Below are 23,151 nucleotides of genomic sequence, written 5' to 3' on the forward strand. Positions count from 1 at the left end.
GAAAATCGCAAAAAAGACGGCGACAGTCAGAGGAATTATGTTATAATTTTGAATAGTTAATGGAGGGAAAATAATGAGTTATGCGATAGAGATGCTCAACATCACAAAAGATTTTCCAGGCATCCGCGCCAACGATGACGTCACTCTTCAAGTAGAGGAAAAAAGTATTCATGCTCTCTTGGGAGAAAACGGGGCAGGAAAGTCGACGCTGATGTCGATCTTGTTCGGTCTGTATCAGCCAACCCAGGGCACGATTAAAGTGCGAGGGCAGGAAGTCAAGATCACAGATCCGAATGTCGCCAACAGCCTGGGGATCGGGATGGTGCATCAGCATTTTAAATTGGTTGAATGCTTTACGGTAACGGAAAATATCATTTTGGGAATGGAGCCGAAAACGAAGTTTTATACGACGGACATCAAGTCGGCGGCCCAGCGGATTCAGCAGCTGAGCGAAATGTATGGATTAAATGTTGATCCGTATGCGAAAATCCAAAATATTTCTGTCGGGATGCAGCAGCGGGTTGAAATTTTAAAAATGCTTTACCGCAACGCGGATATTTTGATTTTTGATGAGCCGACTGCCGTGCTGACACCGCAGGAAATTCATGAGCTGATGGAGATCATGCGCAATCTGACAAAGGAAGGCAAAACAATTATTTTAATCACGCATAAACTGAAAGAAATCAAGGAAGTGGCTGATGTCTGTACGGTTTTGCGGCGCGGCCGATGCATGGGTACAATTCAGGTTGCAGAAACCTCGGAAGAGGAAATGGCAAAGCTGATGGTCGGCCGGGAAGTCGATTTCGGCGTTGAAAAACAAGCCCAGCAGGCAGGTAAAGTCGTGTTGGAAATCGAACATTTAAAGGTTAAGAATTCCAAGGGCCTTTTAGGCGTGAAGGATTTCAGCCTGCAGGTGCGGGCTGGGGAGATCGTCGGCGTCGCCGGCATCGACGGCAACGGCCAGACGGAGCTGGTCTATGCGCTGACGGGTTTGACCAAAGCTGAGGACGGCAAGGTGCTGCTCAACGGCAAAGACATCACGCACAGTTCGATTAAACACCGGATTGAAGCAGGAATGGGACACATTCCAGAAGATCGGCATAAGCATGGTCTGATTCTGGATTTCAAGCTGAAAGAAAACATGGTCATCCACAGCTACAATCAGGCGCCGTTTGCGAAAAACGGACTTTTGCAGATTCCGGCTATTGATAAGAAAACAGATGAATTAATTGAAATGTTCGATGTCCGCAGCGGCCAGGGACGGGAAACGATCACCCGCAGCATGTCCGGCGGCAATCAGCAGAAAGCGATTATTGCCCGTGAGATCGACCGCAGTCCTGAACTGCTGATCGTCGTTCAGCCGACCCGCGGATTGGACGTTGGGGCGATTGAGTACATCCATAAACGGATTGTTCAGGAACGGGATAACGGCAAGGCAATTCTATTAGTTTCATTAGAGCTGGACGAGATTCTGGCTTTGTCTGATCAGATCGCAGTCATGTTTAACGGCGAGCTGACAGGCTGGGTTAAAGCAGAGGAAACAGATGAAAACGAGCTGGGCTTAATGATGTCCGGTTCGATCCGAAAGGGGGTCGGCGAAGCATGAAGAAAAGAGAAAAACTGACAGCTCCGCTGATTGCGGTTCTGCTGGGCTTGTTAGTCGGCATGGTTATCGTCATCGCCAGCGGCAAATCGCCGGTGCTTCTGATCTCAGCGATCATCAAGAGCTTCTGCGGCTTTGATATCCTGAATCCGGGGCCGATTAATCCGCGGTATTTCGGCGAGTTCATCGTTTTCTCGATGCCGCTGATTCTGACGGGGTTGGCGGTCGGCTTTGCTTACCGCACAGGATTGTTCAATATCGGTGGGGAAGGGCAGGTCATGGTCGGTGCGCTGGCAGCGACCGTGGTTGGGATTCTTGTCCCGCTGCCGCCGGTGCTGCATGCGATCGTCTGTCTGATTGCCGGCGGAGCAGCCGGCGCCCTGTGGGCATTTTTGCCGGGCTTTCTGAAAGTAAAGCGGAATATTTCAGAAGTGGTCACGGCGATCATGATGAACTACGCGGCGCTGTATTTCTGCAACTACATCTTAAAGGCGCTGCCGGGATCCACGCAGACCCGCACGGTAGATCTGCCGGCCTCGGCGTTAATCAAATCGGATTTTCTCAAGCAGATCACCAACAATTCGCGTCTGCATTGGGGAATTCTCGTCGTTTTTCTGGCGGTGATCGTTTACCATATCATCATCGAGAAAACAACGTTCGGCTACAGTCTGCGGGCTACTGGCTTCAATGCGGAGGGGGCACGCTATGCCGGCATGAAGGTGGAGCGCAATGTCGTCTATGCGATGATGATTTCAGGCGTAATGGCCGGATTGGCCGGCGCGATTATGGTCTTGGGCACCTTCGGTTACGGACGTGTGCTGAACACGGCTGAAAACTATGGCTTTGACGGAATTGCGGTAGCTCTGGTCGGCGGCTGCAATGCGATCGGCATCTTCTTTGCCGGCCTGCTGTTTGGCCTGCTGAAAGTGGCTCAGCCGCTGATGCAGTCGATGCAGATCCCGAAGGATATCGCGACGATTATCTCTTCCACGATCATCATGCTGGTAGCGATGCAGAACGGCATTATCTACATCATGAACCGATTGTCAAAAAAGAAGGAAAACGCTGAGAAAGGAAGTGAACAGGCATGAGTTTATTTTATAACATGTTTACCATCACTCTGATGATCTCAGCTCCGATTATTATCGCGGCGCTGGGCGGACTGTTCAGCGAGCGCAGCGGCGTTGTCAACATCGCCTTAGACGGCATCATGCTTGTCGGCGCCTTTGTCACCGCGGCGGTTGTCGTCGTGTTGGATCCAAGCGGCGCCAACAGCAAAACGGCGATTCTGATCGGTTTGGCCGCCGGCACGATTGCCGGGATGGTGTTCTCGTTGCTGCATGCCTATGCGAGCATTGATCTGAATGCTGATCAGACGGTTTCCGGTACCGCTTTGAACTTACTGGCGGCGGGTATCACGGTTTATCTCTGCCAGATTTTCTTCAATCAGCAGCGGACGCCGGCCTTTATCCGCGGCATTACACGGATTGACGTACCCGTGCTGAAGGATATACCGGTGTTGGGCGAAATGTTTTTCAAGCAGGTGCATCCGACGTTCTATCTGACGATTGTCCTGGTGTTTGTAACCTGGTATGTTGTATTTAAAACACCGTTTGGTCTGCGCATGCGTTCATGCGGAGAATTTCCGCAGGCTTCAGCTTCGATGGGCATCAACGTCCGCAGAATGCGTTACTTTGGGGTTCTGGTTTCCGGGGCGCTGGCGGGCTTAGCCGGCGGTGTCATGGTTCTAACCCAGGACGTTCAGTTTACCGTTGTTACGGTTCATGGTTTTGGCTTTATCGCAATTGCCGCGCTGATCTTCGGCAAGTGGAATCCATTCGGGGTCTTGGGCGCCGGCATGTTCTTCGGCTTCTCCCAGACGCTGGGCTTCTATGCCAAGGATATTCCGTTTTTGGCGACATTACCGACAGAATTCTTCAGTATGTTCCCATATGTGCTGACGATCATCGCGCTGGTCATTTTTGCCGGCAAGTCGGTGGGGCCGAAGGCATCGGGCGAAATCTACGATACAGGCAAGCGTTAAACAGAATCCGGTTGAAACAATTCAGCCGGATTTTCTTTTCTCTGTGGGATTCTGGTATAATAAAAATAATGAAGACGTCCGGATAAGGATTCCGGAAGATAGAAAGAGGAAATTTATGCAGATCGAAGAAATTAGAAAACAATGGCGACAGATCATGGCGGCGAAGGAATTGAAGCAAGTTTCCGAGCTGCTGCGTCAAAGTCCTGAACGGGATATCTTGATGCAGCGGGGAAAGGAATTGTGCGCGCACACCTTTGTGTTTGACCATCCATGGGATATGGAACGCTGCCTGACCCCGCATACTCTGGAAATAATGAACTGGAACCAGGTATTCAATGAAGATGAAGAATGGACGTTTATGCTTAACCGCATGGATTATTGGTCCGTTCTGGCAAAAGCCGCGCTGATCAGTCAGGACACGCGATATCTGGATCAGGCTAAAGATTTCCTGCTGGACTGGATTGCGCAGCATCCGCATATCGAATACAGCCTGTCAACCCGAACGCTGGATACGGGAATTCGGATCGTCAATATGCTGGAATGTGCGATGCTATTGGAAGTGTCGGAAAAACTGACCGAAGAAGAGCTGCGGCAGATCCTGGACAGTGTGGATCAGCAGATGACGTATTTAAAAGCCAATTATATTGAAAAATACACGCTGAGCAACTGGGGCAGCATTCAGACCTGCGGGTTGATCGTCTGCTGCGCTATGATGGGAAAGGATCCGGAAACCGATGAGATTTATCGTTGGGCACTGGATGAGCTGGAAACGCAGGTGCAGATTCAGATTGGTGAGGATGGGATGCTTTGGGAGCAGTCGACCATGTATCATGTGGAAGTCCTCAACAACCTGCTGCGGGTGTTGGAGTATGCTCAGTTTTATCCGATACCGCTCTCTTCACAGATCAAGGATAAAGTCCACGCGATGGTGCACGCATTAATGCACATGATGATGCCGGATCATCAAATTGAAACGTTTGGCGATTCGGATCGGGTCAATGCTGAGGATGTCATGAATCGGGGTGCTGTTTTATTTGACGATCCACAGCTTCGGGCGATGGGCAACGATGTAGGCGACAGCGATTTGCTTGTCAACGGCGGAATGCCGGCCTGGCGCAAACTGCAGACGATGCCGAAGCAAACCCCGACCCAGCTGCTGTATGCGGGAGCGGACTGCGGCATTGTCGTGCGGCGCAGTGATTTTGGACCGGAAGCGGAATGGATGATGGTGCTTAACGGTGAGCTGGGCAGCGGCCATGGTCATTCGGACAACCTGCATTATTCCCTGGTTCATCGCGGCGTCCCATTTGTTATTGATCCAGGTCGTTTTACTTATCGTGAGGATCATCCTGTTCGGGTTGAACTCAAGGGCATGAGTGCTCACAATACAGTAGTTTTGGATGATCAGCCGGGCAGCGTTCCGGATTCCAGCTGGACCTATCAAAAATTCCTTCGTCCGCTGGCCACGGTTGTCCGTGATACGCCGCAGGCATTGTATTGGGAAGGCGGCGTGCTGACACAACAGCCGCAGATGACGCATATTCGCAAGATGATCATGCTGCCGCAGGGCTGCTGGCTTATCTGCGATGAAATTTTCTGTGCCGGTGAACATAAAGTAGTCAGCCGAATTCAGCTTGATCCGCAGGTTACGGTCATCGGTGAGGGAGCGGACAGACAGCTGAAGCATGCGAAAGCTCAGCTGCAATATCATCACGAAGGACTGCCGCTTTCCGTACAGACAGGACCGTGCTCGCTGCGCTACAATGAATTGCTGGATCATTCTGTTCTTGTCAGCCAGGGAATCATGCGGGATCAATTGTTTCAGGATGAATTGTTTTACGGTGAAGATTTCCGGCTGGAACGCGCTGAGGTCATTCAGCCGGGACGGGGAAAATGTTCAGTGGAGGAAGTCAGTGCCTGGCGGTTTATCCGAGGAGAAGAGACTTACACATGTGTGATTTTCCATCAGCAGCTTTATCAGGGAAAGAAAATTCTGTTTTGCGAAGGCTTGCCGCTGCATAACCAGGCGTGTCTGATTATCAGAAAAGGCGATCAGAAAAAATTGATTCGTCTGAAATGACAATAAATTAAATGAATAAAGCTAATAATGCAAGAGGTCTAGTTGAAAAAGTAAAAGATAGTGTAAGGAACTGTAGTGAACTTTAATTGTGAGGGACGAAGATGGATTCAGAAAAAACCTTATCATATTACAATATAAATGCAAAGAAATTTACAGATGGAACAATTAATGTAGATTTTTCAAAAACACAAAATAGATTTTTGGAGATGCTCGATAGTAGCGCAGCAATACTAGACTTTGGTTGTGGCTCAGGTCGTGACACGAAGTACTTTCTTGAGAAAGGATACTACGTGGATGCGATTGATGGATCAGAGGAATTATGTAAGATCGCATCCGTATACACAGGGATTGAAGTAAAGTGCATGCTTTTTCAAGAACTAGATGTGATGGAGAAGTATGATGCAATTTGGGCCTGTTCTTCTATCTTACATCTGTCACGAATGGAACTTGTAGATGTTATGGGAAAGATGGCAAGGGCTATAAAATTAAATGGACTAATCTATACATCATTTAAATACGGAACTTTCGAAGGTGAACGAAATGGTCGTTATTTTATCGATATGAATGAGGACGGTATTGAAGCTTTGATAAAAGAGGTACCAGAAATTGAAATAGTAGAAATATGGATTACATCAGATGTACGTCCTAAACGAGGCGAGGAAAAATGGTTAAATCTCTTTCTGCGAAAGAAATAGTTGAATATCCGAATGGTGGTAAAAGTTATTTTTACGTTATAGATAGGAATGCAATTATAGTAGATGAAGGAATATGTAATTGTAAAAAGGAAGAGGATATCTTTTCTTATAGTTTGATTACAGATAAGCAGAATTCCTATATGTATAATTATGAAAAAGTATTTCGATTTCTGGCAGAAGATATAGAAATTATTGAAGAAACCTTACGTAATGCCAGAGAATATTCGGATATAAAATTTGTTGTGCGTACGGCGAATCGAGAAGAAAATGCAGATACGTCACCGCTGGAATTCTTGTTTGAGAAAAACTTTGCAAATGTGTATGGAATTAATGCGCTGAAATATTTGTGGAAGGAATATGGAATAGTTGATACTAATGGGCATAACTATTTCCTGGATTATTATGTTCGATTGAATAATGACGGAATTGCTGTTGAGGAAAACGGTATAACTTATCATCATCCACAGATCATCGGTAAAGAGAAGTATCGAAATCAGTTGAAAAAGCAAAATTCATGCGCTCAATGGGGTATTAAGTTATATCGATTCTCTACGGAAGATTGCCAGTTTGAAAGCCGAATAGAAGATGATATTCGGATGTTTTTTGGAGAGGATGTCACTAGATTTCAAGAAAATGGCTTATTGGTAGAACGAAAGGTGGAATTGTATGACCACCAGGTAGATACTTTGCATGAGATGGCAAGAAAGAGAAAGGAAGGAATAAATACCTTTTTAATTGTCTTCCCTACAGCTAGTGGAAAATCCAAAATTGTGGAAGAAGATATACGAGTTTTTGCTGAGGAAAGGCAGAATTTTAAAGCACTCATTCTTGCGCCAAACACAAACATTGTGAAGGATTGGCATAAAAGAATAGAAATTTCGTTGAGTGAATTTAAGGATAAGATTGAAGTAAATACCTTTGCATACATAGTACGGAACTATGCACAAATATCACCAGTGGAGTATTCATACATAGTGATTGATGAGGCCCATCATGCAGTAGCACCGGTCCTAAAACGTGTAATTCAATATTTTACACCTAAATTTATGGTAGGACTTACAGCAACAGACCAGAGACCGGACAAAAAGAAATTAGAAAGTGTTTTTGGAAATTATAAGACAGGTTTATCTTTAATTCAGGCTATGGAGGAGGGTATTGTTGCACAAGCAAATGTGTATCGAATCGAGACAAATATTGATTTGAGTCACGTTCGTTTTAATGGAAAAGATTATATTAATGCAGACTTAGAGAAAAATATACGTGTCACTTCAAGAAACGAGCTGATCATAAATGTATTGCAAGAGTACTTCTGTGAAGGTGAAGCGGCAAATCGACAAGGCATTATTTTCTGTGTTAGTATGAAGCATACTTTAGAAATGGAAAAGCTTTTAAATGCGTCAGGTATTAGTGCTAATTCATATAACGGAAAGACGAAGAACGCAGATAAGATAATGGCAGACTTTAAGGCGAAGAAAATCCGTTTTTTGTGTGTATGCAATATGATTTCGGAAGGTTGGGATTATCCGGAATTGGGTATTTTGGTCATGGCAAGACCGACACTGTCTAAGGTACTTTATTTGCAACAGATCGGTAGAGGACTTCGCAAGACGGATTCAAAGAAAAATGTATATATAATCGATGTGGTGGATGAGTATGGCGCAATAGCGCGTCCATGTTCGATGCATAGTATTTTTCAAAATGCTTTGTATGTTCCGTTTGGTAATATTATATGCAGAAATTATTCACAAGGCGATATGATAGAGATCGACGGTCTTACTGAACGTATAGAGCGTATAGTAGAACTTGATATTACAAATTACGAAGATAAGTATGGTAGTTATTTCAGTCAGGAACAGCTGGCAAGAGAATTTTATGTGAGTACAGGAACGATTACAAGCTGGATAAAAAAGGGTAAGATTATGCCAACGGTTACATATCCTTTTGGAAGCAAACAAGTTTACTTGTTTAGTCCAGAGGATGTAGAAAACATAAGGCAGGAGCTAGAGATTCCGGAACATACAGAAGAAACGATTAAGAAAGATTTCTTTGATTTTTTGAAAGAGAGAGACTATTCGCTTTCTTATAAAATGCCATTTTTACTTTCTTTTTTAAAGAACATGAATTCCATTGGGGATGCAAATATTGAAGCGGTGTTAGATGACTATATTGCATTTTATAATAATAGAATTGCGAATGGCTTGATCGTTGATAAACCATCCTGTCCCTATAACGCAGAGACGTTAAAAAATAAAAAAATGATTAAAGCAAATATGCTGGCCAATCCATTTGAAAAGTTTGAGAGAAAAAGATTTTTATATCATTCAAAGGATTTGGGAGTAATATCTATGAATCATGCGCTTTTTGCTAAATTGGAAGAATGGGAATTTCAGAGAATAAGAGAACAGATGCTGGAAGATATCCAGAATTACTATAAGAAAATTTGATTTAGGTGTAATATGCTTGTTGAACTCATCTGATGTAAAGTGTGATTGATAAAAGTGTTAGAGTGACTAATAGGTTAAAGGAAAATAACCTTTATTTTAAAGATCTTGGATGAGAAAAAAATAGAAGATGATATTTATAGCAAAGGAATTCGTGAGCTAATTAGAATCACCTTAGAAATAAAAAAAGTATATTTCTTGGAAACTTCCTAAAACTTACATTAAACAGAATACTCATAGAAAATATTGTATAAGTATTAACAGTTCAAATATTGAGCCCATGATAGGACTTTGTATTGACAATCAGAAAAGATACACTCGAGGATGGATTGTTTAAAGGAATATAATTTAAGAAGTAATTAAATAAGAAAAGAATTGGAACACATGTTAGTAAAATTTAATAAGGAAACAGTAAACTCTAGTCCTAAATCTTACAATATGAGAAACTTTATAGATTTCTGAGTAAAAAAAAGAGAACGCAGAGGTTCTCTTGGATCGCAGCATTTAGATTTTAACTGTGTTCTTCTCGATCAATTCCTGTTTCAAATCATAGAGCTTTTGAGAATAGTCGACATAATAACGGTGCGGATAACGCAGCCGTTTGACTTCTTCCCATAACGTGTCCATCTGCTGCATGCAGTAGTTTTTGACTTCTTCCGTTGTCGGCACCGCATAAACAAGCTGACCGTGATCGAAAATCTGTTCCTGCAGCTCCCGCATTTCATAATCCTTGATGCGTTTCTGTTTCCAAGGCGCCTGCGGATCAAACAATAGATATTCATCCTCAGGGATCACTTCATCCCGCAGCGCTAAGACATCGGCAATCGCCTGATGATTTTCCTTGTCGTAGAAACGAATGATTTTCTTAAAGCCCGGATTCGTCAGTTTTTCAACGTTGCCGCTGATCTTGATCTTGGGAATGATCTGCCCATCTTTTTCATGAGCGACCACTTTGTAGACACCGCCGAGAACCGGCGTTGACTTGGCGGTAATCATGTTTTCACCGACACCAAAGGTATCAATCTTAGCATCCTGCATGATCAGATCATCAATCAAAAATTCATCCAGCGAATTGGATACGACAATCTTACAGTCTGTCAGTCCCGCGGCGTCCAGCATTTTCCGTGCTTTTTTGGAGAGATAAGCCAAATCACCGCTGTCAATCCGAATTCCTTTCAGCCGATGACCGTTGGGAATCAATTCCTCTTGGGCAACTTTGATCGCATTGGGAATGCCTGAATGCAGCGTATCGTAGGTATCTACCAGCAAGATGCAGTTATCCGGAGAAACGCGGGCATAACTCCGGAAAGCCTCCAGTTCACTGTCATGCAGTTGGACATAGCTGTGGGCAATTGTTCCGCTGACCGGTACGGCATATTTCTGACCGGCGATCGTGCAGGCGGAACCCGCACAGCCTGCAATGTAGGCTCCGCGTGCGCCTTCGGTTGCGGCGTCAAAGCCGTGCGCCCGGCGTGAACCAAATTCCAGGACAGCCCGGCCTTTGCTGGCACGGACAATCCGATACGCTTTGGTTGTCGTTAAGGTCGGATAATTGATGCACAAAAGCAGAATTGTTTCCAGAATCTGTGCTTGGATCAATGTGCCGCGAATTGTAACTAGCGGTTCATTGGCAAAGACCGGCGTTCCTTCAGGAATAGCCCATACGTCTACGTCCATCGTCATATTTTTCAGGTACGTTAAGAAATCTTCATCAAAATAACCCGTCTGCCGCAGATAATCGATCTGAGCGTCGGTGTAATGGAAATGCTGCACAAATTCAATGAACCGATGCAGGCCGTTTAAAATCAAAAATCCGCCACCATCCGGAATTTTTCGGACGAACATATCAAAATAAGCGATTTCTTCATGTTTGTTTTCTTTAAAATAAGCATAAGCCATCGTATATTCATAAAAATCAGTCAGCAGCATTAAATCTTCTGGTTGCATTGGTTATTCCTCCTCGCTGAACTCATCCAGTATGTGAATCCCGGCATTGGCCATCAGTTTCAATGCCCAATGACCATAATCCTTTGCGCTGTGACCTGGAGCATCAAAGGTCGCAACCTGATTTTTAGGGACAAGGACTTCAATGCCAAGATTATTCTGGTTAATATATCCTTTTAACGATAAGGCAAACTGCAGGACGCAGATATCCGTGCAGCAGCCGACAATCATGACTGAACGCAAATTCGTCATCTGCTGGAACACTTCCAGAAAATCTGGCTGAACAAATCCGTTGGTCGAATTTTTATCCAAAATGATAAATTGATCAGCAAAAGGCTTCAGCTCATCAATCAGTTCACTTTCTTCGCTGTTTTTTAAACAATGCGGCGGAAAGCTGGAAAATTCCTTGGCGTCTTCATTGTGACAGTCACGGAAAGCGAGGACGGGGAAATTCCAGTTTAAATAGTTTTTTACCGTGTCCAGCACGGCCGGGGTGATCTGATCAATTTTGGAATCCGCTAAGGCTCCGGTATGGATAAAGCCGTTGATCATGTCGACGACGACCAATAAGGACTGGTCGTCTTTTTCTTTGAGAAAAAGTTCTGTTTTCATCTCTTTGGCCTCTTTTCTTCTTTGCTTATTGTTTATCATAACAAAATTTTCAAACGATGAAAATGAAATCGTTGGATTTTGACGGGTTTTTTCAGTTTGCGGCAAAATTGTTATTCCAATGATCAGTTTCTCTGATTTGATTATAGGCTAAGGTTATGAAAAAAACGGATGGTAAAAAGCGGCGGCGGAGCTTTGTGAACAGATTTGCAAAATCGACGTCAGGAAAGATTTTCTGTTTTTTGCCGGGAAAGTGGGATATACTAGGTAACAAAGGAGGAACGTTTGATGAGATCAGAAACACTATGCAAAAATGTTGAAATTCATATTCTGGAAACCGGAAAATTCAAGGACGTCATCCTGTCATTCCGTTTTTTTAATGAGCTGAAAACCCCGGACAGCTGGGTTAGAACGGTCCTGGCCCTGATGCTGGCGGACCGGTGTGAAAAATATCCGACAAAGCGGGAAGTTTCCTGCTGCCTGGACGGACTGTATGGAGCGAGCGCATCTGCGCGCACAACGACGTATGGTCAGGGACAGATTCTAGAGTTCAGGATTAAGACCTTAAATGAAAAATATGTTGGTGGTGATTTGCTGCAGCGGCAGATCGCGCTGGCCTCTGAGTTTCTGCTGCATCCGTTAAAAACGGACGGTCAGCTGTCTGAGGCTTTGTTCAAGGAAGCGATGATCAATCTGAAAGCGATGATTCAGCGCCGCAGCGATAATCCGGCAGCGTATGCTGCTGCGCAGTGCGCAAAGCTGTTAGGTGAAGGTCAGGCGTTAGGGATCAGCGTTTTGCCAACGTTAAAAGAAGCGGAAGCGATCACGTTAGAACAGGTCAGCGAAGCTTATGAAAAAATGATTTGTGAAGACCGCATTGATATCTTTGTGGAAGGTCAAGTGGAAGCTGAAACAGTAACGCGGCTTTTAAAGCATGCCTTTCCATTGAAGGATCGGGAACTGGAAATGAAGAGTGAATATTTGACAGAGAAGGAAGAACCGCAGCAGAAATCGGAAACCCGTGCGATTGATCAAACAACATTAGTCATGATGTATCCGACCCATGTTGCTTTAAGCAGTCCGGATTACTGGACGCTGCGGACCGGCAGCTGCATTTTCGGTCAGCTTCCGACCTCGCTGTTATTCCAGGAAGTCCGTGAGAAACGCAGTTTATGTTATTCCATTTATTCCAGCATTCTTTCCTATGATGGAGTGATGAGCGTCAGCACCGGTATTGACGGATCCCACTTGGAGGAAGTCAAAGAACTGATTGAGCAGCAGCGAAAGCGGATGGCCGACGGCGATTTCGATGAGGAAATGCTCAATACCGCGAAGGAAATGCTGATCAACTCCATTCTTGCTTCCGAAGATGATCCGGTGTCGATGATCAACCGAGAATTCCAGAACTGTCTTTTAGGTCAGGCTCAGAAACTGGAAGAGATCAGTGATCAGATCCGCCAAGTCGACCGCGAAGCGATCATGAGGCTGTTTGCCAAGATGGAGTGCAAAGCAGTGTTCGCATTGATTCAAAAGGAGGATGTCCATGAAGAAAATTGTTAATGCCCAATTTGATGAAACGTGGTATACCCATACGCTGGACAACGGTCTGAACTTGATTTTCTGGCATAAGCCGGATTTTGTCAGCACGGCAGTCGTCTTTGCCACACCCTATGGAGCATTGGATTACCGGCAGATCGATAAGGCTGGAAATCATCTTGATTTTCCCAGCGGCATTGCGCACTTTCTGGAGCACAAGCTGTTTGAATCGGATGAAGGCGATGTCATGGAAGACTTTTCACGGATGGGAGCGAATGTCAATGCGTTTACGTCCTATAATGAGACCTGTTATTACTTTACGACCAGTCATGGGGATTTAAAGGAACCGCTGAACCTGCTGATTGATTTTGTTCAGGATCTGCGGATTACCGATGAATCTGTGGAAAAGGAAAAGGGCATCATCAATCAGGAATTGAAGATGTACCTGCAGATGCCGGACAGCCGTTTGTTTTTTGAAACGTTTAAAGCGCTGTATCACAAGCATCCGCTTAACCGCGATATCGGTGGGGATGAGCAGAGCGTCAATGCGACAACCCGGCAGCAGCTTCAGGATTGCTATGAGCTTAACTATCATCCTTCCCGCATGACGCTGATCGTGGCCGGTCCGCAGAATCCTCAGACCTTGCTGGAATGGATTGAGGAAAACCAGAAGCCGAAGTCATTTGCTGAGGCCAAAGACGTTGGTCGTTATCTGGAAGAAGAGCCGGAAGCTGTCGTGTCCAGTCATACGGTGATCCCGATGGACGTTGCGGTTCGCAAGGTCAGCGTAGCTTACAAATTTGCGCCGTTAACAACTTCGGCCAAAGAGCGGGTGCGTCGGGAGTGGGCGATTCGGTGTCTGCTTGAATCCCATTTCAGTTCCCTGAATCCGGATTATCAGAAGTGGCTGGACAACGAGGTCATTAACGATTATTTCGGCTATGAAATTGATCTGGGCAAGGACTACGCGATGATGATGTTCTACAATGAAACGGAAGATGCCACGGCCTTTACGCAGTTTGTCGAGGAGCAGCTGAACGCGTTGAAAACACGGGCAATGGATTATCAGCAGCTGCAGCTGTTAAAGCGCCGGTATTTTGGCGAAGCGATGCGGACGTTTAATAACATGGAGGATATTGCCGTGGCGATGATCCGCAATCAGTTCAATGGCGTCAGCTTCTTTGATACTCTGGAAATCATTGATCAGCTGGATCAGAAGCAGGTTCAGGATGCATTTGAATCCCTGTCGTTTGATCAGCGCAGCGTGGTTGAAATCAGTCCGGATGAAGGACAGCCTCAGGCGTAAGCCAGAATTAAAATAAAGAAATTTTAGAAAAATGGGGAATTTAGACTTCTCCGTTTTTTTTGTCAAGTTTTCCCCTTTACGTCCAGCTAACCAATAAAAAAAGGTCGAATTTGCCGATTTGTCAGAATCTTTGATGCGCGCCATAATGGGAAAGCAAGGAGGAAAGCTATGTTAAATTTTACAGTGTTGGTAGGAAAGGTAAAAGAAATTCCTGAGATCCGTCTGACAGCCGCCGGGACAAAAATCGCAACGATGCTGCTGGAGGTCGATCGGGGATTCCGCAACAGCAATGGAGAGTACGATCAGGATATTTTCAATGTTGTCCTGTGGCGCGGGGTTGCGGAAACGTGTGCGGATTTGCTGCGGCCGGGTTCTGTCGTTGCGGTTAAGGGACGGCTGCAGGCGCACAACTATGAGCCGAAAGAAGGTCCGATGTATTACAACGCAGAAGTGGTGGCGGAGAAGGTTTCGTTTATTTCGGTCAAGCCGATCAATAACCCGCCGCTGGCTGAACAGAGCGCATGACGTTTATTTCTTTGTAAGAATTTGCAGATTGTTGGAAATTCGTTTATAGGCTATACTTGAAATCGAAATGAGGGATAAAGATGAATGAGAAAATTCTGATCGTGGATGACGATGCGGAAATCGCTCAGCTGGTTTCGGTTTATCTGAAAAATGAAGGATTCCAAACAACTGTTGAGTACAGCGGAACGGAAGCTAAGAGATTAATTCGTGACTGCAAATTTGATCTTGCGGTTCTCGATGTCATGCTTCCAGACTGCAGCGGATTTCATCTGTGTGAGGAAATCCGCTGCCATTATAATTATCCGGTCATCATGCTGACAGCGAAGGGCGAGGATATTGATAAGATCACAGGTCTGACCATCGGCGCTGATGATTATATTACCAAGCCGTTTAATCCGGTGGAGATGACCGCCCGAGTCAAAGCGCAGCTGCGCCGTTATATGCGCTATAATTCCCAGAAACGGGATGAGAATATTATTGATTTCCAGGGACTGATCTTAAACTGCAGCACCCATGAATGCACGCTGTATGGGGAGAAGCTGAATCTGACGCCGACCGAATTTTCGATTCTGCAGATGCTGTGCGAAAACCGCGGCAAGGTGATCAGTTCGCAGGATCTGTTTGAAAACATCTGGAAGGAAAAGTATTTTGAGTCCAACAATACGGTCATGGTTCACATTCGCCGGATTCGTGAGAAAATGCATGAACAGCCACGTAATCCGAAGTTTATCAAGACAGTATGGGGAATGGGGTATAAAATTGAAAAATAGTCTGCGGCGATTTAAGATCCGGCTGTTTCTGGAGTTAAGCCTGCAGATTATCGGCGCCATCATATTGCTTTTATTCGGATTAAAGCTGGCTGATGGGATTTTGAATGATTTCATTGCGAATTTCCTTTCTTCGCTGGACAATGGACTCTATCGATTCTGCGTGCGCAACAAGGAAGCGCTGCTGCTGATCATCGCTTCCGGAACGATTATGGTCGTCATTTATTTTACGATCCGCAAGACATCCAATTATTTGGAGCAGATGATTACATCAATCAATCAGGTCTTTAACAAGGATGAAGGCTTGGTTGTTCTTCCGACGGATTTTAAGGAAATTGAAAATCAGCTGAATTCAATCAAATTTGAAACGCTGCGCAGCGAACAGGCACAGCAGCAGGAACAACAGAAACGGGATGATCTGGTCGTCTATCTGGCTCATGATTTAAAAACACCGCTGACTTCAATCATCGGTTATCTGTCTTTATTGAATGATGAAAAAGAAATCAGCGAGGAACTGCGTGAGAAATATACGCAGATCGCGCTGGAAAAGAGTTACCGCTTGGAAAGCTTGATCAATGAGTTTTTTGATATCACGCGGTTTGCTTTGCAGAAACAGACCTTAAACAAAGAAGCTGTCAATTTAAGCATCATGCTTCAGCAGCTGACCGATGAGTTCTATCCGTTATTTGAGGAACGGCAGGTAGAATGCAAACTGCAGCTGCAGGAGGGCGTCATGATCAACGCCGACGCGGATAAACTGGCGCGAGTTTTCGATAATCTGCTGCGCAATGCGCTGGCGTATTGCGACAGCGGCACGGATATCGAGATTACGATGCGGGAGAATAACGACGGGGTGGAGCTGATGTTTGCCAACATCGGCCCGCAGCTCAGCGAAGATCAGATTCCTATGTTGTTTGAGAAGTTCTACCGCGCTGATCCTTCACGCAGTGCCTCTACCGGCGGTGCGGGTCTGGGGCTGGCGATTGCCAGAGATATCGTGGAAATGCACGGCGGAACGATCCGGGCTGTAGGCATCGGCAAACGGATTGAATTCCATCTGCATTTTAATAAGCATAAGTGAGGATTCTTTCACTTCGATCGGTGGAAAGAGGAATCACGAAAAACAACACGAACGGCAGCGGTGGACATAGAGAAATCCGTATCCCTCACGGACATGAAGTCAATTAACGGATCGAAAGATGTTGTCGTACTCTGTTCAATGAACGAGCGTGGATTGAAAGAAAGAAAGGACGTAAAAAGATTGTCACTCAAGCTTAAACTGAACGAAAGAAGGCCGTTTTTCAGGCCTTCTTTTCTGAATTTGGTTTAAAAAGAAATGAAAAGAGTGCTTTGCCTTGCTTTTCTTGATATAATAAACTTCGGATAAGAAATTTGCAGGAAAGGAAGAAACAAGTATGGCATTTGAATCGTTGACAGAGCGGCTGAATAAAGCGTTTAAAAATATCAGCGGCCAGGGGAAACTGACAGAAAAAAACATGGACGACATGCTTCGGGAAGTTCGGCTGGCTTTGCTGGAAGCAGACGTCAATTACAAGATCGTCAAAGATTTTTTAGTCAATGTAAAAGATAAAGCGGTAGGTCAGGAGGTCTATACCTCCCTGAATCCATCTCAGATGGTCGTCAAGATTGTTCATGATGAACTGGTTGCGCTTTTAGGTGAAAAGGAAGCACCGCTGAACTTTAAGGAATCCGGCATGACTGTCGTTATGATGGTCGGTCTGCAGGGTACGGGTAAAACGACCTCGGTTGGCAAGATTACCTCGCTTTTGAAGCGGAAATATAATAAGCATCCGATGCTGATTGCCGCGGACGTGATCCGTCCGGCCGCGATCGAACAGCTGCAGACTTTAGGCAAGGAAGTTGGTGCGGAGGTTTTCTCGTTAGGCATTGAAACCCCGGCTGTGGAAACGGTGCGTCAGGGTCTGGCGCGGGCGAAGGAAAGCGGCGCGGATATCGTCTTGATCGATACCGCCGGCCGTCTGCATATCGACGATGAGCTGATGGAAGAGTTGGCTCAGATTAAGGAAATCGCGAAACCGGATGATATTCTGTTAACCGTCGATGCGATGACCGGTCAGGATATCATCAATGTAGCCCAGGCTTTCCATGAAAAATTGAATGTTACCGGATTAGTCGTTACCAAATTGGATGGCGATTCCCGCGGCGGCGGAGTGCTGTCAGTGCGTTCAATTACCCAGGTTCCGGTCAAGTTTATTGGTTTAGGCGAAAAGATGGAAGACCTGGATGTCTTCTATCCTGATCGGATGGCAGATCGAATTCTCGGCATGGGCGATATCATGACCTTAGTCGAGCAGGCACAGGAAAAAATGGATCTGGAACAATCCGAAAAGAGCGCCCGCAAGATGATGGAAGGCACCTTTACGCTGGACGATATGCTGCAGCAGGTCGAGCAGGTTCAGAAGCTGGGATCGTTGGGCGGCATCATGAAGATGATTCCAGGACTCAATCAGTTTGCATCGCAGATGGATGATGAAAAGACCACGCGGCAGATGAACCGCTCCAAGGCGATCATTCGCTCGATGACCAAAGAAGAACGTCAGGATCCAGGAATCCTGCGTGCCTCCCGCAAGAAAAGAATTGCGGCCGGCAGCGGCACTACCGTTCAGGAAGTTAATGCTTTGGTCAATCAGTTTGAGAAAACCCGGCAGATGATGAAACAGATGGCCCAGCTGCAAAAAGGCGGCAAGATGAACATGAACGCCTTGATGGGACAGAAAAAAGGCATGAATATTCCGCTTAATCCGCGTCGGCGGAAGTGGTAGTCTGAAAAAACGGTCAGAAAAATAAGCCTGTAAAGGAAAAACACTTGACAGGCTTTCTTTTTATGATATGATGAGTAAGTAATTTTCAGGAGGTATAGAAAAATGGCTGTTAAACTGCGTTTAAAGAGAATGGGTGCTAAGAAAGCTCCGTTTTACAGAATAGTTGCTGCGGATTCCCGCTTCCCAAGAGATGGACGTTCAATTGAAACGATCGGCTACTACAATCCGACAACGAATCCGGCTACGGTCAAGATCGATGCAGATCTGGCAATGAAGTGGCTGAGAAACGGCGCACAGCCTTCCGACACAGTTCGCAATCTGTTGTCCGGCGAAGGTCTGATGAAGCGTTTGCACGAAGAAAAAAACGCGAAGTAACTTATGGCAGAACTCGATCTGGAGAAAGTCTTACTGAACCTGGTCAAACCGATGGTGGAAGACCCGGACAGTGTATCAGTGAAGTCGCTGCCAAGTCTTAACGAAAACGAGATCCTGTTAGTGGTCTATGCCAAGAGCGAGGATATCGCTCGTCTGATCGGCCGCCAGGGAAGCATGGCTTCTGCACTGCGGCAGTTGATGAACGTGCCGGCTCGGATCGAAAACCGCCGGATTTCGGTAAAATTTGAGTCTTATTAAGAAGGATGCCCTGCATCCTTTTTTCAAAGCAGAAGGAGGAGTCGGGATGAAAAAAATGATCATCGGCAAAATCGTGAATACCTTTGGCATTCGCGGAGAATTAAAAGTCGTTCCGGATACCGATTTTATTGAGGAACGCTTCGCGCCGGGACAGACGCTGACCATCTGTATGCCTCAGGGAGATCAGATCGTCACAATTGCATCAGTCAAGGAACACAAGGGACTGCTGCTGGTGCTGTTGGAAGGCGTGACCAATATCAATCAAGTGGAATGCTACAAAGGCTGTGAACTGGCCATCGATCAGGAAACCTTGCCGCCGCTCGAGGAGGGGGAATATTATTTCTTCCAGTTGAAAGGCCTGAGGGCAGTGGATCCGCAGGGGCATGAACTAGGAACAGTCGTACGCATGGAAGCCTCGGCGGCGCAGAATCTGATTCGGCTGAAAAAACCGGACGGCAAAGAAGCATTAATTCCCTACATTGACGTTTTCGTCAAGCAGGTAGATCTGCAGGCGCAGACCATCACGCTGGATCTGATTGAGGGACTGTTATGAGAATTACGATCCTGACGTTGTTTCCGGAAATGTTTGAAGGCTTTCTAACAACGTCGATCATTAAAAAGGCCCGGCTGAAAGGCCTGGCGGAAATCGAGGCGATCGACATCCGGGCGTTTACCGAGGATAAGCACAACCGCGTCGATGAATATCCTTTCGGCGGCGGTCAGGGAATGATTATGAAATGCCAGCCGGTGCTTGATTGTTTGAAAAGCGTCCGGACGCCAAGCAGCAAGGTGCTCTTGATGGCGCCGACCGGCCAGCAGTTCACTCAGGCCAAGGCCCGCGAGCTGCAGAAACAGGAACACCTGATTCTTTTATGCGGGCATTACGAAGGCTTTGACGCCCGAATCCGCGAATATGCAGATGAGGAAATCAGTATCGGCGATTATGTGCTGACCGGAGGGGAACTGGCCTCCATGGTGATCACCGATGCCGTGACCCGTTTGGTGCCGGGGGTGATCACCGAAGAAAGTCATCTTGATGAATCCTTTGAAAACGGACTGCTGGAATATCCGCAGTATACCCGGCCGGTGGACTATGACGGTCATCCGGTGCCGGAGGTTCTGCTTTCCGGCCATCATGAGAATATCCGCAAGTTCAGACTGAAGGAATCCCTGCGTCTGACGCTGCAGGTGCGGCCGGATTTGCTTCAGCACCGCGCGTTTACGAAAGAGGAACTGAAGCTTCTCGATGAAGTCCGTGAGGAAGAGGAAGCCAAGGCGCTGAATCAGCTTGAAAGTCCTGAAATCAAGCCGGATTTGGAATAAAAAGGATTGCGTTTTCAGAAGGGGTATGTTATAGTTATACAGCTTAATAGCGTCCATGTTCCGCTGATTCCATGAATGAATGAGCATCGGATATATCAGGTATTTGAAAAGGAGAAAAAGTATGAATCTGAATTTAGTCAACGAAATTACAAAAGATCAGCTCCGTACTGACATTCCGGAATTCCGTCCAGGATGCACAGTTCGGGTTGACGTCAAAATCAAAGAAGGCGACAAATCCCGTATCCAGGCTTTTGAAGGTCTGGTTATCGCGAAGAAAGGCAGCGGCATCGCTGAAACTTTCACCGTTCGTAAAATGTCCAGCGGCGTTGGCGTTGAGAGAACATTCCCGCTGCATTCGCCGATTATCGACAAGATCACAGTTGTCCGTCGAGGCAAAGTCAGAAGAAGCAAGCTGTTCTATCTGCGCGGTCTGTCCGGCAAAGCGGCTCGTATCAAAGAAATTCGCTAGTCGAAGCCGGAGCTATCCGGCTTTTTCTTATGCAGCGCAGTTTTTGGGCGCAAGGAGGATAAGTCATGGATGAGATTAAAAAAGAACCAATCAACTGGGGACAGGAGATCTGGGAATTTGTCAAAATGCTTTTGATCAGTATCGTGGTTGTTTTCCTGTGCACACGATTTCTGATTCGGCCGGTTCGGGTTGACGGGGATTCCATGTATCCGACGCTGCACAACAACGCCATCGGATTTTCGAATATTCTGACCTACCGGATGCAGGGGCTGAAGCGTTTTGACGTCGCGATCATTTATGTTCCGGAAAAGAAGGAACACCTGGTAAAACGGGTGATCGGGCTGCCGGGAGAAACCGTTGAATATCGCCAAGATCAGCTTTTAATCAACGGGGAAATTGTAGAAGAAGATTTTTTTGACGCGGACTACAAGCGCAGCCAGAGTACCAACGGCATCTTTACGCAGGATTTTGGTCCGGTAACGTTGGCGGAGGATGAGTATTTCATGCTTGGTGACAATCGGCCGTATTCCAGTGATTCCCGCTGGTACGGGCCATTTAAGAAAGAACAGATTAAGGCCAAAGATGTGGTCGTGCTGTTTCCGTTTCAACAGATAGGAGTGCATTGATATGACAATCCAGTGGTTTCCCGGTCATATGACCAAAGCCAAACGGGAAATGCAGGAGAATTTAAAGCTGGTCGATTTGGTGATCGAGCTGCGGGACTGCCGCATTCCTTTGTCTTCCAAAAATCCGATGCTGGATGACATCATTCAGACCAAACCCCGCTTGATCGTATTGTCGAAAAAGGATAAAGGCGAAGCCGAGATCACTCAGCAATGGATTGAAAAACTGAAAGATGATACAACACTGGTCATCGCCGCCGATTTGCTTCATGACTCTTTCGTGCCGAAGCTGACGCAGGCCTGCAAGGAAGTCATGAAGGAAAAAATTGAACGGATGATTCGCCGCGGCATCCGTCCGCGGGCGATTCGGGCGATGGTAGTCGGGGTGCCGAATGTCGGAAAATCGACGATGATCAACCGTCTGGCGGGCAAGAAGATCGCACAGACCGCGGATCGTCCGGGGGTTACCCGTTCGCTGCAGTGGGTCAAACTGAACAAAGACGTAGAGCTGCTCGATACACCGGGCGTGTTGTGGCCGAAATTTGAAGATCCGACCGTTGGGTTCCATCTTGCTTTGACAGGCGCGATCCGGGATGAAATTCTGCCCAAGGAAGACGTTGTGGTCTACGCGCTGAAATGGCTGAGCGCGCATGAGCCGCAGAAGCTGCAGGATCGTTATGCGCTGAGTGAAGTGGCGGAGGATCCATACGTTTTATTAGCGCAGATCGCTGCTTCCCGAAGACATTTAAACAAGCAGGGCGAAGCGGATCTCACGCGGACGATCGACATGGTGATCAACGAAATCCGCAACGATAAGCTGGGGCCGATCAGCTGGGAGCGTCCAATATGAGCCATCAGGCTGGATTGGAATATGAACGCAGCTTCTGGGATCAAGGTAAACATGTCGTCGGCATCGACGAAGCCGGACGGGGGCCAATTGCCGGACCGCTGGTGGTCGCCGGAGCCGTGTTTGATATCGGCTATGCCAATTCTGAAATTTATGATTCCAAAGCTCTGAGCGAGAAAAAACGGGAAATGTTGTTTTCGCTGATTCTGAAAGAAGCCCGCTGCTACAAAATTAAAATTGTGACGCCTGAGGAAATTGACGCGCTGAATATCTATCGTGCAACGCAGAAAGCGATGGAGGAAATCGCCCGTGAAATCAACGCGGAAGCCGTGCTGACCGATGCGATGCCGCTGTTAAACTGTGCCAAACCGACACTGTCGATCATCAAGGGAGATCAGAAGAGTCTGTCGATTGCCGCCGGCAGTATTTTGGCGAAGGTCGTTCGGGATCATATCATGCTGGGCTATGATCGGCTGTATCCGGAGTATGGCTTTGCCAAGCATAAAGGCTATCCGACAAAGGCGCATCTGGAAGCGATGGAGAAATACGGCGTACTGCCGTTTTATCGAAAAAGCTACGGTCCGGTTGCCCGAATGAACCAGTTAGCGCTGGATCTGGATTAAGCGGCATTAAAAAACAACAGAACAGAAATGATCTGAATTAGCGGATCATTTTTTGTATTGCATGAACTGCGAAGACGTCAGTTTGCATCAAGCAGTACAAAAAATGAAGTCAGATATTTCATTAAAGAAAAGAAAGGATACGAATCTCAGGCGCAAGGAAGCAAACCCGTATTTCGCTGAAAAGCCGGAATGGACCTAGTAAAATGTGCTTACCAGTAAAAAAGGAAGACTGTTGGTAAAAAAAACAGTCTTTTTTAAAATGTTGCGTATATCTTTATA

At 46.3% G+C, this 23,151-nt stretch carries 22 protein-coding genes; 20 read left to right on the forward strand and 2 right to left on the reverse strand.

Annotation, left to right across the window (positions count from 1 at the left end):
* Positions 1–73 precede the first annotated feature (73 nt).
* From MCG46_RS06970 to MCG46_RS06995, 6 genes are all read left to right on the forward strand, one after another.
* Entirely contained in the window at positions 74–1,606 is a 1,533-nt protein-coding gene (locus MCG46_RS06970; RefSeq protein WP_240278862.1) for an ABC transporter ATP-binding protein, read from the forward strand.
* Positions 1,603–2,694 (forward strand): ABC transporter permease, encoded by a 1,092-nt coding sequence (locus MCG46_RS06975; RefSeq protein WP_240278863.1) that lies wholly within the window; start codon positions 1,603–1,605, stop codon positions 2,692–2,694. Before MCG46_RS06970 ends, MCG46_RS06975 begins: the two co-directional genes overlap by 4 nt.
* Positions 2,691–3,647 (forward strand): ABC transporter permease, encoded by a 957-nt coding sequence (locus MCG46_RS06980; RefSeq protein WP_020223093.1) that lies wholly within the window; start codon positions 2,691–2,693, stop codon positions 3,645–3,647. The genes MCG46_RS06975 and MCG46_RS06980 overlap by 4 nt, the downstream gene beginning before the upstream one ends.
* A 115-nt stretch (positions 3,648–3,762) precedes the next feature.
* Positions 3,763–5,727 carry an alginate lyase family protein gene (locus tag MCG46_RS06985; RefSeq protein WP_240278864.1) on the forward strand — a complete coding sequence of 655 codons (1,965 nt, stop codon included), beginning with the start codon at positions 3,763–3,765 and terminating at the stop codon, positions 5,725–5,727.
* 101 nt (positions 5,728–5,828) lie between these two features.
* On the forward strand, positions 5,829–6,422 hold the full coding sequence (locus MCG46_RS06990) for a class I SAM-dependent methyltransferase (RefSeq protein WP_240278865.1): 594 nt from the start codon (positions 5,829–5,831) through the stop codon (positions 6,420–6,422).
* Complete coding sequence (locus MCG46_RS06995) at positions 6,392–8,866, forward strand: DEAD/DEAH box helicase (protein WP_240278866.1); 2,475 nt, start codon at positions 6,392–6,394, stop codon at positions 8,864–8,866. The genes MCG46_RS06990 and MCG46_RS06995 overlap by 31 nt, the downstream gene beginning before the upstream one ends.
* 501 nt (positions 8,867–9,367) lie before the next feature.
* On the opposite strand, the gene MCG46_RS07000 is transcribed toward MCG46_RS06995, so the two are convergent.
* Together MCG46_RS07000 and MCG46_RS07005 are read right to left on the reverse strand one after the other, a co-directional pair.
* Complete coding sequence (locus MCG46_RS07000) at positions 9,368–10,810, reverse strand: nicotinate phosphoribosyltransferase (protein WP_240278867.1); 1,443 nt, start codon at positions 10,808–10,810, stop codon at positions 9,368–9,370.
* A 3-nt stretch (positions 10,811–10,813) separates the two neighbouring features.
* Entirely contained in the window at positions 10,814–11,419 is a 606-nt protein-coding gene (locus MCG46_RS07005; RefSeq protein ID WP_240278868.1) for a cysteine hydrolase family protein, read from the reverse strand.
* A gap of 285 nt (positions 11,420–11,704) precedes the next feature.
* Here MCG46_RS07005 and yfmF point away from each other — a divergent pair, with 285 nt between their 5' ends.
* The 14 genes from yfmF (at position 11,705) to MCG46_RS07075 (ending at position 22,872) form a co-directional block, all read left to right on the forward strand.
* Positions 11,705–12,976, forward strand: coding sequence for an EF-P 5-aminopentanol modification-associated protein YfmF (gene yfmF, locus MCG46_RS07010; protein WP_240278869.1), 1,272 nt, complete (start codon positions 11,705–11,707; stop codon positions 12,974–12,976).
* Positions 12,960–14,258, forward strand: coding sequence for an EF-P 5-aminopentanol modification-associated protein YfmH (gene yfmH / locus MCG46_RS07015; protein ID WP_240278871.1), 1,299 nt, complete (start codon positions 12,960–12,962; stop codon positions 14,256–14,258). The genes yfmF and yfmH overlap by 17 nt, the downstream gene beginning before the upstream one ends.
* A 168-nt stretch (positions 14,259–14,426) precedes the next feature.
* Positions 14,427–14,783: a single-stranded DNA-binding protein gene (locus MCG46_RS07020; RefSeq protein WP_154240370.1), complete on the forward strand. Its 357-nt coding sequence runs from the start codon at positions 14,427–14,429 to the stop codon at positions 14,781–14,783.
* An 80-nt stretch (positions 14,784–14,863) separates the two neighbouring features.
* Positions 14,864–15,553, forward strand: coding sequence for a VanR-ABDEGLN family response regulator transcription factor (vanR, locus tag MCG46_RS07025; RefSeq protein ID WP_240278872.1), 690 nt, complete (start codon positions 14,864–14,866; stop codon positions 15,551–15,553).
* Complete coding sequence (locus MCG46_RS07030) at positions 15,543–16,631, forward strand: sensor histidine kinase (RefSeq protein WP_240278873.1); 1,089 nt, start codon at positions 15,543–15,545, stop codon at positions 16,629–16,631. Before vanR ends, MCG46_RS07030 begins: the two co-directional genes overlap by 11 nt.
* Before the next feature lie 334 nt (positions 16,632–16,965).
* The gene (gene ffh, locus MCG46_RS07035; RefSeq protein ID WP_020223107.1) at positions 16,966–18,354 is read left to right on the forward strand and encodes a signal recognition particle protein; all 1,389 of its coding nucleotides are present in this window, start codon (positions 16,966–16,968) and stop codon (positions 18,352–18,354) included.
* Between the two features lie 102 nt (positions 18,355–18,456).
* Complete coding sequence (rpsP, locus tag MCG46_RS07040; RefSeq protein ID WP_006060882.1) at positions 18,457–18,729, forward strand: 30S ribosomal protein S16; 273 nt, start codon at positions 18,457–18,459, stop codon at positions 18,727–18,729.
* 3 nt (positions 18,730–18,732) lie between these two features.
* Positions 18,733–18,987 (forward strand): KH domain-containing protein, encoded by a 255-nt coding sequence (locus MCG46_RS07045; RefSeq protein ID WP_006060883.1) that lies wholly within the window; start codon positions 18,733–18,735, stop codon positions 18,985–18,987.
* A gap of 46 nt (positions 18,988–19,033) precedes the next feature.
* Positions 19,034–19,540: a ribosome maturation factor RimM gene (gene rimM, locus MCG46_RS07050; protein WP_020223108.1), complete on the forward strand. Its 507-nt coding sequence runs from the start codon at positions 19,034–19,036 to the stop codon at positions 19,538–19,540.
* Positions 19,537–20,310 (forward strand): tRNA (guanosine(37)-N1)-methyltransferase TrmD, encoded by a 774-nt coding sequence (gene trmD / locus MCG46_RS07055; protein WP_240278874.1) that lies wholly within the window; start codon positions 19,537–19,539, stop codon positions 20,308–20,310. Before rimM ends, trmD begins: the two co-directional genes overlap by 4 nt.
* A 121-nt stretch (positions 20,311–20,431) precedes the next feature.
* Positions 20,432–20,779, forward strand: coding sequence for a 50S ribosomal protein L19 (gene rplS / locus MCG46_RS07060; protein ID WP_006060887.1), 348 nt, complete (start codon positions 20,432–20,434; stop codon positions 20,777–20,779).
* Between the two features lie 65 nt (positions 20,780–20,844).
* The gene (gene lepB, locus MCG46_RS07065; protein ID WP_240278875.1) at positions 20,845–21,405 is read left to right on the forward strand and encodes a signal peptidase I; all 561 of its coding nucleotides are present in this window, start codon (positions 20,845–20,847) and stop codon (positions 21,403–21,405) included.
* A 1-nt stretch (position 21,406) separates the two neighbouring features.
* Complete coding sequence (gene ylqF, locus MCG46_RS07070) at positions 21,407–22,252, forward strand: ribosome biogenesis GTPase YlqF (protein WP_020223111.1); 846 nt, start codon at positions 21,407–21,409, stop codon at positions 22,250–22,252.
* Entirely contained in the window at positions 22,249–22,872 is a 624-nt protein-coding gene (locus tag MCG46_RS07075) for a ribonuclease HII (RefSeq protein ID WP_240278876.1), read from the forward strand. Before ylqF ends, MCG46_RS07075 begins: the two co-directional genes overlap by 4 nt.
* Positions 22,873–23,151: the final 279 nt, after the last annotated feature.

It is taken from the genome of Holdemania massiliensis (genome assembly GCF_022440805.1).
Lineage (GTDB): Bacteria > Bacillota_I > Bacilli_A > Erysipelotrichales > Erysipelotrichaceae > Holdemania > Holdemania massiliensis_A.